At 70.5% G+C, this 15,101-nt stretch carries 12 protein-coding genes; 8 read left to right on the top strand and 4 right to left on the bottom strand.

Annotation, left to right across the window (positions count from 1 at the left end):
- The 5 genes from F7R91_RS39045 to F7R91_RS39025 form a co-directional block, all read left to right on the top strand.
- The coding region (locus tag F7R91_RS39045; protein WP_150958262.1) for an RNA-guided endonuclease InsQ/TnpB family protein at positions 1 to 1,284 on the top strand (1,284 nt) is incomplete at its 5' end.
- 74 nt (positions 1,285 to 1,358) lie between these two features.
- Positions 1,359 to 4,028, top strand: a complete 2,670-nt coding sequence (gene lanKC / locus F7R91_RS39040; protein ID WP_191971842.1) for a class III lanthionine synthetase LanKC — start codon at positions 1,359 to 1,361, stop codon at positions 4,026 to 4,028.
- Positions 4,025 to 4,153 carry a mycelium formation morphogenetic lantipeptide SapB gene (gene ramS / locus F7R91_RS39035; protein ID WP_006130296.1) on the top strand — a complete coding sequence of 43 codons (129 nt, stop codon included), beginning with the start codon at positions 4,025 to 4,027 and terminating at the stop codon, positions 4,151 to 4,153. The genes lanKC and ramS overlap by 4 nt, the downstream gene beginning before the upstream one ends.
- A gap of 166 nt (positions 4,154 to 4,319) precedes the next feature.
- On the top strand, positions 4,320 to 6,089 hold the full coding sequence (locus F7R91_RS39030) for an ABC transporter ATP-binding protein (protein ID WP_408056100.1): 1,770 nt from the start codon (positions 4,320 to 4,322) through the stop codon (positions 6,087 to 6,089).
- The gene (locus F7R91_RS39025; RefSeq protein ID WP_150958258.1) at positions 6,086 to 8,185 is read left to right on the top strand and encodes an ATP-binding cassette domain-containing protein; all 2,100 of its coding nucleotides are present in this window, start codon (positions 6,086 to 6,088) and stop codon (positions 8,183 to 8,185) included. Before F7R91_RS39030 ends, F7R91_RS39025 begins: the two co-directional genes overlap by 4 nt.
- 40 nt (positions 8,186 to 8,225) lie before the next feature.
- Here F7R91_RS39025 and F7R91_RS39020 read toward each other — a convergent pair whose 3' ends face one another.
- On the bottom strand, positions 8,226 to 8,831 hold the full coding sequence (locus F7R91_RS39020) for a response regulator transcription factor (RefSeq protein ID WP_150958256.1): 606 nt from the start codon (positions 8,829 to 8,831) through the stop codon (positions 8,226 to 8,228).
- Between the two features lie 1,052 nt (positions 8,832 to 9,883).
- Here F7R91_RS39020 and F7R91_RS39015 point away from each other — a divergent pair.
- The 3 genes from F7R91_RS39015 (at position 9,884) to F7R91_RS39005 (ending at position 12,477) form a co-directional block, all read left to right on the top strand.
- Entirely contained in the window at positions 9,884 to 10,795 is a 912-nt protein-coding gene (locus F7R91_RS39015; RefSeq protein ID WP_150958254.1) for a glycoside hydrolase family 16 protein, read from the top strand.
- A 46-nt stretch (positions 10,796 to 10,841) separates the two neighbouring features.
- Positions 10,842 to 11,162, top strand: coding sequence for an ATP-binding protein (locus F7R91_RS39010; protein ID WP_191971840.1), 321 nt, complete (start codon positions 10,842 to 10,844; stop codon positions 11,160 to 11,162).
- Positions 11,163 to 11,424: 262 nt separating this feature from the next.
- A complete protein-coding gene (locus F7R91_RS39005) occupies positions 11,425 to 12,477 on the top strand; it encodes a chitinase (RefSeq protein WP_150958251.1) in 1,053 nt (350 codons plus the stop codon).
- A gap of 277 nt (positions 12,478 to 12,754) precedes the next feature.
- Here the strand turns inward: F7R91_RS39005 and F7R91_RS39000 are convergent, their stop codons facing one another.
- From F7R91_RS39000 to F7R91_RS38995, 3 genes are all read right to left on the bottom strand, one after another.
- Positions 12,755 to 14,107, bottom strand: coding sequence for a magnesium transporter CorA family protein (locus F7R91_RS39000; protein WP_191971839.1), 1,353 nt, complete (start codon positions 14,105 to 14,107; stop codon positions 12,755 to 12,757).
- A 255-nt stretch (positions 14,108 to 14,362) separates the two neighbouring features.
- Positions 14,363 to 14,512, bottom strand: coding sequence for a hypothetical protein (locus F7R91_RS42385; protein ID WP_191971838.1), 150 nt, complete (start codon positions 14,510 to 14,512; stop codon positions 14,363 to 14,365).
- A 73-nt stretch (positions 14,513 to 14,585) separates the two neighbouring features.
- Positions 14,586 to 14,921: a hypothetical protein gene (locus tag F7R91_RS38995; protein WP_150958247.1), complete on the bottom strand. Its 336-nt coding sequence runs from the start codon at positions 14,919 to 14,921 to the stop codon at positions 14,586 to 14,588.
- Between the last annotated feature and the right edge of the window lie 180 nt (positions 14,922 to 15,101).

The following is a 15,101-nucleotide window of genomic DNA, read 5'->3' as shown; positions in this document are numbered from 1 at the left end:
CTCCGCTACAACTACCGGGCCTACCCGGACGCCTCCCAGTGCCGTGCGCTGGCGAGTGCGTTCGGGTGTGCCCGCGTGGTGTGGAACGACTGCCTGCGCGACCGGAAGGAAGCGCACGCGGCGGGGCTGCCGTACGTGAAGTCGGCCGAGCTGTCCCGGCTTCGCATCACCCAGGCCAAGCGCACCGAGGAACGCGCCTGGCTCGCCGAGGTGTCGGCGGTCGTCCTGCAACAGTCCCTTCGCGACCTGGACACCGCCTACAAGAACTTCTTCGACTCGGTCAAGGGCAAGCGGAAGGGCCGCAAGGTGGGCCCTCCCCGCTACAAGTCGAAGAAGGACACCCGGCAGTCGATCCGCCTCAACACCAACGCCTTCTCCCTCCAGGGCGACGGCACGGTGTACGTGGCCAAGGTCGGCAACCTCAAGGTCACGTGGTCCCGACGGCTTCCGGCCCAACCCACCTCCCTGACCGTCACCAAGGACAGCTGTGGCCGGTACTTCCTCAGCTTCGTCGTCGACACCGAGCCGGACATCCTGCCCGAGCTGGAGACCGACGCCGGTATCGACCTCGGCCTGTCCGCCTTCGCCGTCCTGTCCGACGGCAGCAAGATCGACAGCCCGCGCTTCCTGCGCCGGGCCGAGAAGAAGCTCAAGCGCCTTCAGCGGGAGCTGTCCCGCAAGGTCAGGGGATCGAAGAACCGGGCCAAGGCCCGCATCAAGGTCGCACGCCAGCACGCCAAGGTGGCGAACCGGCGCCGGGACTGGCACCACAAGGCATCCACACAGATCATTCGCGACAACCAAGCGGTGTACGTGGAAGACCTCGCGGTGTCCGGTCTCGGGCGCACCCGGCTCGCCAAGTCCGTGCATGACGCGGGATGGTCCGCGTTCGTTGGCATGTTGGAGTACAAGGCGGCTCTGCACGGCCGCACCTTCGCCAAGGTGGACCGGGCCTTTCCGTCCTCGCAGGTCTGCTCGGCCTGCGGATTTAGGGACGGCCCGAAGCCTCTCCACGTCCGTGAGTGGACGTGCGCCGAGTGCGGCACCGTGCACGACCGTGACCACAACGCAGCCCGCAACGTCCTCTTCGAAGGACGCCGTATCGTCGCCACCGGACGGGCGGAGACGCCAAACGCCTGTGGAGCGCCGGTAAGACGGGCACACGTGCCCGCACAGCGCGGTGAAGCAGGAAGCCCCCGGAAGGGTCAAACGACCCAGGCCGGAATCCCTGGACTTCAGGCCAGGGAGCACGTCAACTGTGCGTTCTGCACATCCGAGTCATGACAATAGTGACTGTCGTGAGCCGTGCCTCGCGTGACAGCGTCTTTCCCGTCACCCGCCGATGGGAGGGGGAAGGCGTGAACAAGGGCTATGCCGTGTACTGCGACGCGGATCCGTACTTCTACGACGCTCCGCATCGCACGGTTCCCCACTCCCGTGACGGGCGTTCCCGCTACGCCGCCGCCTCACTCCCCGTGCCGACGGGGTGGCAGCAGAACGAGAGCGGGGACTGGCTCGCCCTGCGACCGGTGGTCGCCGACCTTCCTGACCAGGGCTGGAAGATTCACGTCACCGCCGGTCTCGGCAATGCCGAGTCCGTGCTGGAGCGCGTACGCCATTACTGCATCGCCCACGGCACGGCGTTCAAGTTCGTCCCCAGCCGCTACCTGCTGCATCAGCGCAATGCCAAATACGCCGACCGGGCCGGCAGCGGGAAGTTCATCACCGTCTACCCGGCGGACGAGGCAGATTTCGAACGTATCGCGGGCGAACTCTCAGAGCTGCTGGCCGGTGAGCCCGGCCCTCACATCCTGAGCGATCTGAGGCTCGGCGATGGCCCCGTACATGTCCGGTACGGCGGTTTCACCCGCCGGAACTGCTATGACGAGACGGGCGAGTTGCGGCCCGCTCTGGCCCGTCCGGACGGCGTGCTGGTGCCCGACCTCCGCGGACCGGTCTTCCGCGTGCCGGACTGGGTGACCGTGCCGGACTTCCTGCGCCCGCATCTGGACGCCCGCGCCGCGGTAACCGTCACCGGTCTGCCTTACGCGATCGAGTCTGCACTGCACTTCTCCAACGGCGGGGGTGTCTATCTCGCCCGTGACACCCGTACCGGCGCGCGGGTCGTCCTCAAGGAGGCCCGCCCGTACGCCGGGCTCGCCGCCGACGGGGCCGACGCCGTGACCAGGCTGCACCGCGAACGCCGGGCGCTGGAGCGTCTGTCGGGGCTCGACTGCACGCCCGAAGTGCTTGACCGCCTGACCGTCGGGGACCATCACTTCCTCGTACTGGAGCACATCGACGGCAAGCCGCTCAACACGTTCTTCGCACGCCGTCATCCGCTCATCGAGTCCGACCCGGGCGCGGAGCGGCTGGCCGAGTACACCACATGGGCGCTCGACATCCATGCACGGGTGGAACAGGCCGTCGCGGACGTCCATGCGCGGGGTGTGGTCTTCAACGACCTGCACCTGTTCAACATCATGGTCCGCGAGGACGGCAGTGTGGCCCTGCTGGACTTCGAGGCGGCGCACCAGATCGGCGAGCCGGGCCGGCAGACCGTCGCGAATCCGGGATTCGTGGCACCACCCGAGCGGCGAGGCGTCTCGGTGGACCGGTACGCGCTGGCCTGTCTGCGGCTCGCGCTCTTCCTCCCGCTCACCAGCCTGCTCGCGCTGGACCGGCGCAAGGCGGAGCACATCGCTGATGTGATAGCACGTCAGTTCCCAGTGGATCGAAGTTTGTTGGACGCCGCGGTCAAGGAGATCACGGGCAGGTCCGCCGCACCCCGCGCGTCGCAACGGGCGGTCGAACCGGTGCTCCCGGACCAGCCGGTCGTTCCTGTCGAACCGGGTGACTGGCCCCGCAGCCGGGACTCGATGGCCGCGGCGATCCGCAGGTCGGCGACGCCGTCCCGTACGGACCGCCTCTTCCCCGGCGACATCGCGCAGTTCGCCACGCCGGGCGGAGGGCTGGCTTTCGGTTACGGTGCGGCGGGCGTGCTGTACGCGCTGACTGCGAGCGGGGCAGGACGCGACGAGGACGGCGAGCAGTGGCTGCTGGAGCGGACCGAACTACCGCCGTCGGGCATCCCGTTCGGTTTCCACGACGGACTGGCCGGTATCGCCTGGACACTGGAGTACCTCGGCCATCGTGACCGTGCCCTCGAGCTCTTGGAACTGCTTCTCGCCCAGCCCTTCGACCGGTTGGCCGCGGACCTGCACAGCGGAACCGCCGGACTGGGCCTGACGCTCGACTCACTGGCCGCAGTCACCGGCGACACGGCGCTGCATTCGGCAGCGCTGCGCTGCGCCGACCTGACCACGCGCGCCATACTTCACGCGGTCGGGCCCCCGGCCCGGCCGCGTGCGGGATTGCTGCACGGGGCATCGGGGTGCGCACTTCTCTTCCTGCGCCTGTACGAACGCACCGGGGACACCGGCTTGCTGGAGCTCGCGCGAGTCGCGCTGCGCCAGGACCTCGCCCGCTGCGTCCGGGGGGCGGGCGGCGCCCTGCAGGTCGACGAGGGCTGGCGCACGATGCCCTATCTGGGAGCGGGCAGCGTGGGCATCGGCATGGTGCTCGACGACTACCTCGCGCACCGTCACGACGAGGAGTTTGCGCGGGCGAGGGACGAGATCGTGGCGGCGGCGCAGGCCATGTTCTACGCGCAGCCGGGGCTCTACCGAGGCGTGTCGGGAATGGTCCTCTTCCTCGGACGCAGCACGGCCACCGGGCCCGGCACCGGGCGCGAAGCGGTACGCCGCCAGCTCGACGCGCTGTCCTGGCACGCCATGTCCTACCGCGGCCATCTCGCCTTCCCCGGTGAGCAGATGATGCGCCTGTCGATGGACCTCTCCACCGGGACGGCCGGATGTCTGCTGGCCGTCGCGTCGCTGTACGGCGATACGACGGCCGGGCTGCCGTTCCTCCCGCCGCTGCCCAGGATGCAGCGGCCCCTGAGCCGGTCCCACCAGGGGGCCGTGAGGAAACAGAACCCGTTGCCGTACGAAGGGATGATGTTGTGAACCTGTTCGACCTGCAGTCGATGGAGACCCCCAAGGAAGAGGCCATGGGGGACGTGGAGACGGGCAGCCGCGCGAGCCTGCTCCTGTGTGGCGACAGCAGCCTGAGCGTCACGACCTGCAACTGACGTCCGAGCCGACTGCCGCGGCGACGCGGTGGACCGCGTTGACGGCAAAGGCGCCCCGGGCTCTTCGCCCGGGGTGCCGGTGCCTTGCCGGCAGAAACGTCGGGTGTGCGGTCGGCGCCCCGTGGCCGTGGGACGGGGGGAAGTATGGAGGGAAGGAAGTCGGCTGGTGCGCTTGACGAAGACCCGGCTGCCGTCGGCGCACGTGGGGCCGGACGCGCCCCGCGGCTCAGGGCCGGGACAGGCCCCCGAACTGCTGGTACTGCTGTGCTCGGTCGCCTCGGCTGCGGTGACGGTGGCCCAGCCGCTCGTGCTCGGCCACACGCTGGATCTGCTGCTGCGAGGCGGCGGCGCCGGCCACTGGCCGGCCCTGAGTGCCGGACTGCTCATCGGCGAGGTGCTGCTCGATGGCCTCACCGCACTGTTCACCGGCCGCTGCACCGCCGCCTGGACGGCGTCGATCCGCTCCCGCGCCCTCACCGGGCTGTTGCACGGCGTGCCGCACCATGCGCGACCGTACTCCCCCGGAGACATCGCAACCCGCCTCACTCTCAACGCCGCCGACGCGGGAGGTGCCCCCGCGGCCCGGGCGGCGCTGGCGGCCTCGCTCGTCACACCGGCCGGCGCGCTCGTGGCGGTGGCCTTCGTCGACCTGTGGGTGGCGGCGTGCGTAGTGGCCGGGCTGCCCGCACTGGCATTGGTGCTGCGGGCGTTCGCACGCGACACCGGTGCGTCGGTGGCCGCTTATCAGCGGGTGCAGGCGCAGATCGCGTCCCGGCTGCTGGAGGCCGTGCACGGCGCGGTCACCATCGCCGCCGCGGGGACCGGCCCACGGGAACGCGAGCGTGTGCTCGCGCCCTTGCCGGAACTCGGTGCGCTGGGTGGGCGCATGTGGGTCCTGCACGGTCGGGCGCTGGCCAGGAGCGGTGTCCTCGTGCCGCTGCTGACCCTGGCCGCCACGGGCATCGGGGGTGTGCGCCTCGCGTCCGGTTCCTTGAGCGTCGGTGACCTGCTCGCCGTCTGCCGCTACGCCCAGCTGGCCGCCGGAGTCGGCGGCGCGGCAACGCTGCTGGGTGCCGTCGTGCGGGGGCGCCGGGCCCGGGAGCGCACTTTGGCGCTGGAACGGCTGCCGGTCCTGGCGTACGGAACGCGGTGCCTCCCCGTCGACGGCCCCGGCGACCTCGAACTGCGCGGTGTGCGGGTGCTGCGCGACGGGAGGGAGGTGCTGCACGCTGACGGTGTGCGGGTGCCGGGCGGCACTACCGCCGCGGTGGTCGGGCGCAGTGGGGCGGGCAAGTCCGTACTGGCTGCCGTGGCGGGCCGGCTGATCGACCCCGACGAGGGCCAGGTGCTGCTGGACGGTGTCCGCCTCGACCAACTGACACGTGGGGCACTGCGCACCGGGATCACCTTCGCCTTCGAGCGTCCGGTACTCGGCGAGGGCACCGTCGCCGAGGCCGTCGCCGCCGGGCCGCGGTGCGTGTCGCCCGAGGAGGTGCGGCAGGCCGTCCGCGCCGCGGGCGCCGACGGCTTCGTGCGGCGTCTGCCGCGCGGTGAGGACACCCCCCTGCCACAGGCCCCACTGTCAGGAGGCGAGCTCCAGCGCCTGGGCCTGGCCCGGGCGTTCGCACACGCGGGACGGCTGCTGGTCATGGACGATGCGACGTCCGGTCTGGACACCGCAACGGAGTACGAGGTGAGCCTGGCGCTGCGCCGCTCGGTTCGGCCCGGCACCCGGCTGGTCGTCGCGCACCGCCCGTCGGTCGCGGCCCGCGCGGATCAGGTGATCTGGCTGGAGGACGGGCAGGTGCGGGCAGTCGCGCCGCACCGCGAACTGTGGAAGGACGCCCGCTACCGGACGTTGTTCGGCGCCGGTGACGACAGCGACCCGTCGCCGCGCCAGGACCGCGGGTCCCTGCCCGAAAGGGTCCGGCCATGACGTACACCGCCGGCGGACCTACGCAGGCGACCACCGACGGACCTACGGAGGCGACCGCAGACGGGACCGGGGCGCTGCGCCGGGTCGTGCCACCGGCTCGTCGCTACCTCGCCCGCCGCAAGGGGGTGCCGGCCCGGCTCGCGCTCTGGTCGGCGGCCGAGGCGGGTCAGACCTTCGTGGTGGGCTACGGGGTCGCCCACGCCGTGGATCGGGGATTCCTCGCCGGAGACACCCGTCAGGGGCTGTTGTGGCTGGCCGTCGCCGCGGTGGCCGTGCTGCTCGGCGCCCCGGTGATCCGGGGCGTGTTCGCCGAACTGGCCGGGCTCACGGAACCGTTGCGCGACGGTCTCGTGCGGTGCGCGGTCGACCGGTCGATGGCCGAGGCCCTTGCCCGGCCCGGCGGGGCGGACCGGGCGGCGGTGTCCCGGCTGACCAATCAGGTCGAGATCGCCCGGGACAGCTTCGCCGGTCTCGTCCTCACCCTGCGCTCCTTCGTCTTCACCGCCGCCGGAGCCCTGCTCGGCCTGTTGTCGCTGCACACGGCCCTGCTGGTGGTCGTCGTCCCGCCGCTGCTGGCCGGTCTGGTCCTGTTCCTGGCGACATTGCGGCCGATGGCCGCGGCTCAGCGGAGTGCCCTGGCGGCCGACGAGGCGCTGGGCGACCACGCGGCCCGGACCCGAGCGGCGCTGCGCGACATCACGGCCTTCGGAACCGCGCCCGAAACGGAGCGGCAGGGCGCGTCACTGGTCGCCGACGCCGCCACGACGGCCCGGGCCCTGGCCCGCTGGGCAGCGGTGCGCACGGCGGCGCTCGGCATCGCCGGCCATCTGCCCGTCCTGGCGCTGCTGGTGGCCGTACCGTGGCTGCGCGGCCGGGGTGTGACGGCCGGTGCGCTGCTGGGAGCGTTCACCTACCTCGTCCAGTCGCTGCTTCCGGCCGTGCATACCCTGATGACCGCGCTCGGCGCGGCGGGGTCCCGGCTGCTGGTGGTCCTGGACCGGATCCTCGATCGAGAACTTCTGCCGACTGTTGCGAGGCCCGCACAGGCGGGGCCCGCAGGCCGCTTCGAACAGCCTCCGGCCGCCGCGCACCCAGGCGGGCGGTCCTTGGTGGCCGCAGATGCTGCCGCAGGGTACTCGGCGCCGGCCTACCCGGCCGGGGAGGTTTCGGCGACGGGCGAGGCCGTGCCGTCGGTCCACCGCGGCACGTCCGGGGTGCCCGTGCCGGGCCCGGTGGCTGGCGACTGCGGTTCACCCGATGAGGCGGAGGGCCGACCGCGGCCCGACCGCACCGCGCCCTCGAAGGCCACGGCAACTCAGCAGCCGACCGTGGCGGTTGAGCTGCGGGCCGTGACCCTGTCCTACGGCGTCCGTGCGGAGCCCGTCCTCGACACGGTGGACCTGCGCGTCGCCCCGGGCGAGCACATCGCGGTCGTCGGACCGAGCGGCATCGGCAAGTCCACACTCACCCGCCTCGTCGCAGGGATGCTGGCGCCCAGCAGTGGGGAGGTGCGGGTGGCCGGCCTGCCCGTCACCGGGCGCTCTGCCTCCCAACTCGCCGCATTGCGCGTGCTGCTCCCCCAACAGGCATACGTCTTCGCCGGAACGGTGGCGGAAAATCTCACGTATCTCCGCCCGGACGCGTGCCCGGACGACATCAACGCCACAGTACGGAGCCTCGCCCTCGGGTCACTCGTCGCACGCCTGGGCGGGCTGGACGGGCTGGTGCCACCGGACGAGCTGTCCCAGGGCGAGCGCCAGCTCCTCGCCCTGGCGCGCGCGCACCTGTCGGTCGCGCCGCTCCTGCTGCTCGACGAGGCAACCTGCCATCTGGACCCGGCGTCCGAGGCGCAGGCGGAAGAAGCACTCGCGCGGCGGCCGGGAACGTTGCTGGTGGTGGCCCACCGTCTGTCCTCCGCCCTGCGGGCGGACCGGATTCTGGTGCTGGACGGCAGGCGGACGGTGTGCGGCACTCACAGGGAGGTACTGGCCCGTTCGTCTCTGTACCGGGACCTCACCGGCCACTGGAACAGCGGGCGCGCACCGCGGCCTGCAACGGCGGCGCGCACCGCGGCCGGTGACGCCCGCCGCACATGACGTGGGCGGGCGGCGGTGCGTCCACCGCACGGGGCGTCGGTCAGGCCCAGCCGGCGCTCTGGACGATGCGTATCGCGTCCACCCGGTTACGCGCTCCCACCTTGCGGATCGCGATGGCCATGTAGTTGCGGACGGTCCCCCGGGACAGGTGCAGACGTGCCGCGATCTCGGCCACCGGCGCCCCTTCCGCAGCCAGGGACACAACGCACAGCTCACGGGTGGTCAGCGGCATCTGCGCCCCCTTGAGCAGAGCCACGGTGAGCGTCTCGTCGAGAAACCGCTCCCCCTTGGCGACCGTGCGCACCGCCGTGATCAGCCGCTGGGCCGAGGCGTCCTTGTCGACGAGTCCGAGGGCACCACCGTCGAAGGCTCTGCGGAGCACACCGGGCCGCTCCGGAGTCGCCAGGACGACGAGCCGGTCGCCGCACAGCGCCCGAAAGCGAGCGCCGCACACCTCGCCCGGTCCCTCCAGGCAGTCCCCGTCGACGACGCACACGTCCGTCGGCCGCGCGTCGCGTTTCGGTGCGTCGGCGCGAGGAGACCGAGGAGACATCGAGGTGACCTGTAGTCCGTCGTCGGATCTCAGCAATTGCACCAATGCCGACCGCAGCAGTCCTTCGTCGTGTATCACAAGAACACGAACCATTCCCACTCCGCCCTCATTCACCGGCAATTTCGCCGGCCACCCGGATGCCCTCCCCGCACCACGGTCATCTGCCCCCATGCGTCTGGGGGGAACATAGGGCGTGAGGACACGGGAGCCACTAGGGAGCGCAATCCGCCATCTTCAACGCCCCGGGGCAGGCGGAAAGTGACGCCGATCCGCGCGAGGATGCGAAGACGCATTCGACCCCGGGGCCGCTGCCCCTGGACCGAAGCCCGGACGAGGCCGCCGCCATGTCCGGGCCACCGGACGGGTCCCTGGCCACGGCTCCGCGCCGCCCGTCGACACGGCCGGCCGCGCTCCGCCGGGCAGGAGCATTTCAAGCCCGCCCACCCATGCCACAGCCCGTCCGGAAACAGCCGCCGTCCCATGTGACGCGAATCCACCGTCCGACCGGCAAGGCTGGCGTCCCCAATTCCGTCCTAGGGGCTGGACCCGAGGATGCGTACGCCACTTCAGGCGTCCGCCACGTCGCCGGAGCGAGAATCGCACAGATGTCAGCGATCTCCTCCCTCCCAGTCCATGGCCGAGTCGGGCCCCACCAGATCGCCGAGCACCGCCACTTCCTCTGCGTCGACCACGGCCCACAGCCGCGAGTACCACGACGCCGACTACTGGCGCAAACCGCTGGTGCGCCACCACCTCGAACCCGCCCGTCGGGCTGCCGCCGGGCGCCAGGGTGGTGGAAGTCCGAGGTCTGTACCGGACTGAACCGTGGGCCCTGCCGTGAAGATGTGTCTTCGAGGGCACCGTGCGGCGGGCGTTGGAGCGGCTGGCCGAGCCGGGCTTCGTCAGCGAAGGCGCCCAGCGCTTTTTTCAGGGTGCTGGAGGGCGCCGCGGCACGATCTGCATCTGCTGCTGGGATACGAACTGCCCGGCTCCAGCCAGCGGATCGACGCCCCGAGTGCCCCCTCGGCACCCCGAAGCGCAACGCCGTACGGCCTGCTCCGTTCGGGCGATCGGACGGCCGCGCACCTTCAAGATGAATGTGCACCTTGACAGAGTTGGACGATCATTCGGAAAGGTGGCATTCCATGGCCGGACTCGCCCAGTCCCTGTCGAGAAGAACCGCAGTCGCCCTTGCCTCGACAGGGCTGATCTGTACCGCCCTCGCAGGTCTCCCGGGGACAGCCGATGCAGCAGTCGGCCAGACAGGTCCCGCGCTGTTCGACGACTTCAACTACACCGCCCACACCGATCCGCTGCTCTCCCAGCACGGCTGGACCCTGAGGTCCGCTCCGGGCGGGCCCGGCGTGCCGGGCGCCCGGTGGAAGCCACAGAACATCAGCTTCGCCACCCGGTCCGGCAACTCGATCATGAACATGCGCTCCGGCACCACCGGCACGGCGGCCGGCACGGAACAGACCGAGATCTACACCGAGCCCAAGTTCCACCGCGGCACCTACGCCGCCCGGGTCCGTTTCACCGACCGCCCGGTGTACGGACCTGACGGCGACCATATGGTGCAGACGTTCTTCAGCCTCTCGCCGCAGGTCGTCTCGACGGACCCGGCGTACAGCGAACTCGGCTTCGAGTACGTGCCCAACGGTGGATTCGGGATCCCCGCCAGCGCTCTGCTCGCCACCTCCTGGGAGACCTACTCCGAGGAGGATCCGGCCCAGACCGTCTATATCTCCACGCAGGAGCGGCGCAGTTTCGCCGGCTGGCACAACCTGGTCGCCACGGTCGACACCCAGAGGATCAACTACTACGTCGACGGGAGGCTCTTCGCGACGCACACCGAGCCGTACCTGCCCGAGTCGTCGATGACCATCCGCTTCAGCCACTGGCTGATCGACCTTCGGGGCGTCAGGAAGCCGCGGGCCTACGATGAGCAGGTCGACTACGTGTACTTCGCCAAGGACCGGGTGCTGACCCCGACCCAGGTACAGGCAGCCGTTGCCGACTACCGGGCGAGGAGAGTGGCCTTCGAGGACACGGTCTGAACGCGGCGGGCGGGGCGGCACCGGTCAGCAAGGGGAGGCCGAGTTCGTGTCGGCGATCGGCGAACGGGCCCGGCCTTGCTGTTCCGAAACCCCGGATCAGCCCTGCCAGATCGTGATCACCGCCCGAGCACATCGGCATGGATGGGAGATCGCTGTCATCGACGACGGCTGCGGCATCCCGCCGCATGACCGGCAGCACGTGATGGACATGTTCACCCGTCTTCATCACGTCGAGGGGTCCGGTATCGGGCTGGCCACGTGCGAGCGCATCGCCACGGCCCATGGCGGAACCCTCCCCCTCGAAGAGACAGCGCGCGGCGGCACAACCGCCGTACCCAACGTGCCCAGCGACACCACACCCAGTTGATGGCCGCCCTCTGCATCGATCCGGGCCGCGGATCAGACTGCAGTCCGTCCCCACCGCCACAGGAGCACCACTACATCTGACACGCTGACAGGCCTCGACGGCCGGGACGCGGCCAGGGCGAGATCTGCGAGAGGTACCCCGACGCCCCATTTTCCCGACCACACCCAGCAGCCATTTGGTCCAGACCTCTTGACTAGAGGTCTGGACCACGAGCACTGTCATGCATACGACACCTCGCCGCACCCCCACCGGGAGGCTTCGCATGATCCGCCGCACGCTGCGCCTGCTCACCACCGCGCTGGCCACGGTCGTCCTCACACCCTTCGCCCTCGCCGCCACGCCCAGCGCCTCCGCCGCCGACACCTGCGCGGTGAAGTCGAAACCGGCCGGCAAGGTGATCCAGGGCTACTGGGAGAACTGGGACGGCTCCGCCAACGGCGTCCACCCGCCCTTCGGCTGGACCCCGATCACCGACTCCCGCATCGCCGCCCACGGCTACAACGTGATCAACGCGGCCTTCCCGGTCATCCGCTCCGACGGAACGGCCCTGTGGGAGGACGGCATGGACACCGGCGTGAAGGTCGCAACGCCCGCGCAGATGTGCGCGGCCAAGGCTGCCGGACAGACGATCCTGCTCTCAATCGGCGGCGCGACGGCCGGCATCGACCTCAACTCCACTTCCGTGGTGGACCGCTTCGTCGCGACGATCGTCCCGATCCTGAAGCAGTACAACTTCGACGGCATCGACATCGACATCGAGACCGGCCTGATCGGCAGCGGCAGCATCACCCAACTGTCCACGTCCCAGGCCAACCTGATCCGCATCATCGACAAAATCCTCGCTCAGATGCCGGCCAACTTCGGTCTCACTATGGCCCCGGAGACCGCCTACGTGACCGGTGGCAGCGTCACCTACGGCTCGATCTGGGGGGCGTACCTGCCGATCATCAAGAAGTACGCGGACAACGGCCGTCTGTGGTGGCTGAACATGCAGTACTACAACGGCAGCATGTATGGCTGCGCCGGTGACTCCTACGCCGCCGGAACGGTGGCTGGCTTCGTGGCCCAGACGGACTGCCTCGACAAGGGCCTGGTGATCCAGGGCACGACGATCAGGGTGCCCTACGGCAAGCAGGTCCCCGGCCTGCCCGCGCAGCCGGGCGCGGGAGGCGGCTACCTGTCACCGTCCCTCGTCTCACAGGCGTGGAGGCACTACGGCACCTCGCTCAAAGGCCTGATGACGTGGTCCATCAACTGGGACGGCTCGAAGAACTGGACATTCGGCGACAACGTGAAGGCGCTGCAGGGCCGCTGACCCGACGCCGCCGAGCCGGCATACGCACGACTGTGTTCCACTCCCACGCTCGGCGAACCGCGGCAGGAAGGCCAGTCGACTACGACCCGCTCAAGCCCGCCTGCGCGGGCAATAGGGACTACCGTACTTCCAGTCCAGTGGGCGGCGGACCGCGTCCGCCGCCTGCCAGTCGGTGAGATCAGCACCGTGCACGAGCCATCCAGCCGATCACGCACCCACACCGCCGCCGTGCCGTGACGATTGCCTCACCTTTCCGCGGTCTTCGCGTAGCTCGGCGTCAACGACCGTGTCGCCGCGATCGTCCGAGCCAGGATCGCCGGGTTCGGCGCCGATCGGGGATGACAGCAGGAATGTCGGCGGCTGGGGCGGACAGACGCAGCGATATGCGGTGGCGTGCCACCAGGCCGACCGCGATCAGCAGCAGGAACGGCAACCAGGCGATCGCGTATGCGACACCGTAGTGGTGGACGTCCAGGATCGACCGGCGCGGATCCACGTCGCTGCTGTTGACGCCGAAGAACGCGAGCAGCAGCGCAGGCGGGAGCGCGATGACCGAGCCGACAGCGATCACTGCGGCCAGCACCCGGTCGCGGCGCTCGGCGTACTGCTGGGACGCCGTCTCCAGGTCGACGCGGCGCGTCGCGAGTACGGCGTCCACGCGCTCGACGATGCGGGACGTGTTGGCCAGCGCGTCCGCCAGCGCCGAGACCCCGCGCAGCGACGAGTGGAAGCTTTCGACCAGCAGCTCCGGGATGAGGATCGTGTCGGCGTACGCCTCGACGCTGAAGCTCAGATCGAGCTGGAGATCGCTGAGCCGGCGCGAGAGCCGCGCGACCAGGGTGCGGGCATCGTCCGCCGTCTCGACCACCGCGGCCCGGTCGAGCTCCAGCGCCTCGAACGCCTGCCGCCGGATGCGGTGCACGGCCGCGACCGCGTTGAGGATGCCGGCAGCGGCCAGCCCGAAGGCGTTCTCCACCGGCGGCGCGTAGCCGACGATCAATGACACGCCCCTGCCGTGCGCGACCATGGTCTGGCCGGGGTTGTTCAGCGTCTCAGGCCGGCGTATGCCCAGCGTGGCACCGGTGCTGCCGTCCAGCGTGCCGCGGAGCACGATCGTCACCACGTCCGAGCCGACCGCGTCGCCGCGGACGTGCTCGGCGAGCAGCCCTCGCGCCAGCGCCGCTCCGGGGAAGACGCTCTGGTGGACGTTCCGGCCGAACTCGAGCGGTGGCTGGTCGGCGGGCCGGGCCGTGACGCCGTGCGCGCGCAGGCGCTCGTCGAGCCACTCGGTCAGCGGCGCCCCGTCGACGCGCGTCGCGGAGCGGTCCTGCCAGGTGGCGTAGAGGGTCTCGGCGATCGCGTCCGAGCCGTCCGCGTCGTCCGCGATCTCGACCTCCACGAAGAGCAGCGGGTCCCAGCGAGGTGTGACGGCCAGGGTGATGGCCGCACCGTCGACCCGGGCCGCGCTCGGCGGCAGCGTGATCTCGGGGACGCGCTCGTGCAGCACCAGTCGGGGCAACAGCCGCCCGGCGGCCTCGACATGGGCGGCGAACCGGCCGAGGTCGAGCGCCTCGGTCAGCGGGCGGAGCATGTCGTCGGGCACCCGCACCTGCTGCGTGAGGTTGTACATCAGCAGTAGGCGTGTACGAGCCCTGACCGCCGTGTCGGACCGTGGCACAGCGTCCCCCTTCGGCTGACTCTCACGTGGGGCAGCAGCCTAGTGCTCGACTCCTCCTTGGCGAGGTAGATGGCTGCTCACTCAACTCCGCGACCTGCACCGGTAGTTCGGCCACCCGCTCCCGGATCGCAGCCTCACGCAGCTCCAACTCCTCCAGCAGGGACACCGTCACAACACCCCTGACTCCCTGTCTGCATCCGGGCGGCGTCAAGGGGACGTCCACTGGGGGGTTTCCGTCCGGGCGAGAAACGTCACGACCGACATCGCCACGACCGGGGAGCCGAGCTTGACCACGGTCGTGCCGGCAGACGAGATGGGCACGGCAATGCCCGCTTCCCGCACGATCCTGTCCCGCATCCCTGTCACGCTCGAACGTTTGACGGGGGAAAGCGCGCTGCTGGTGGGGAATTACGGCCGCCGCCGGCAGGCGTCAGTCGCCCAGGCGCGACCAGACCTCATAGGGGATGCGGTGCTCAGCCAGGATCCGGGGCAGCTCCTCGCCGGATGGCCCCGCCGCACCGGAAGCCAGCAGAGCGAGCACGTCCGATCCCTCAGCGCCCGCCAGGGCGGCCACCAAGGCGGGCACGTGCCGCGCCGCCACGGTGTGGGTCCACTCGTATTCGGTGATGCCCTCCCCGAACACTCGCGTCACCCCGGGCCCCAGATCCTGCCCCTCGACCACCAGCGCCCCGTCCGCGGCCAGCCGCGCCGACAGGTACCTGACCCCGTCCCGGTCACGCTGCTCCCGCAGGACCACTTTCCCCACGACTCCCCCTCACACCTGCCCAACGTGAGCCGGGACCGCAGGTCCTCGGCCCCGCTCCCGGCCACGCCCGCCCAGCCCCAGCCTCCGCCCAGTCTAGGGATACCGGCACCACGGCTCGGCGATGTCAGCATCCTTCGCGACCTCCGTGGCGGCGGAAATTGGGCGATCGACAGCATCTGG

The organism is Streptomyces luteolifulvus (genome assembly GCF_008806595.1).
GTDB classification, from domain to species: Bacteria; Actinomycetota; Actinomycetes; order Streptomycetales; family Streptomycetaceae; genus Streptomyces; species Streptomyces luteolifulvus.
The sequence above is the reverse complement of the archived record's forward strand: the minus strand, read 5'-3'. Positions and strand labels throughout refer to the sequence as shown.

Excerpts from the sequence above, each read along its gene's own strand:
- F7R91_RS39025 (WP_150958258.1), top strand. The coding sequence starts at position 6,086 with ATGACGTACACCGCCGGCGGACCTACGCAGGCGACCACCGACGGACCT.
- F7R91_RS39020 (WP_150958256.1), bottom strand. The coding sequence starts at position 8,831 with ATGGTTCGTGTTCTTGTGATACACGACGAAGGACTGCTGCGGTCGGCA.
- F7R91_RS39015 (WP_150958254.1), top strand. The coding sequence starts at position 9,884 with ATGGCCGGACTCGCCCAGTCCCTGTCGAGAAGAACCGCAGTCGCCCTT.
- F7R91_RS39005 (WP_150958251.1), top strand. The coding sequence starts at position 11,425 with ATGATCCGCCGCACGCTGCGCCTGCTCACCACCGCGCTGGCCACGGTC.
- F7R91_RS39000 (WP_191971839.1), bottom strand. The coding sequence starts at position 14,107 with ATGTACAACCTCACGCAGCAGGTGCGGGTGCCCGACGACATGCTCCGC.
- F7R91_RS42385 (WP_191971838.1), bottom strand. The coding sequence starts at position 14,512 with ATGCGGGACAGGATCGTGCGGGAAGCGGGCATTGCCGTGCCCATCTCG.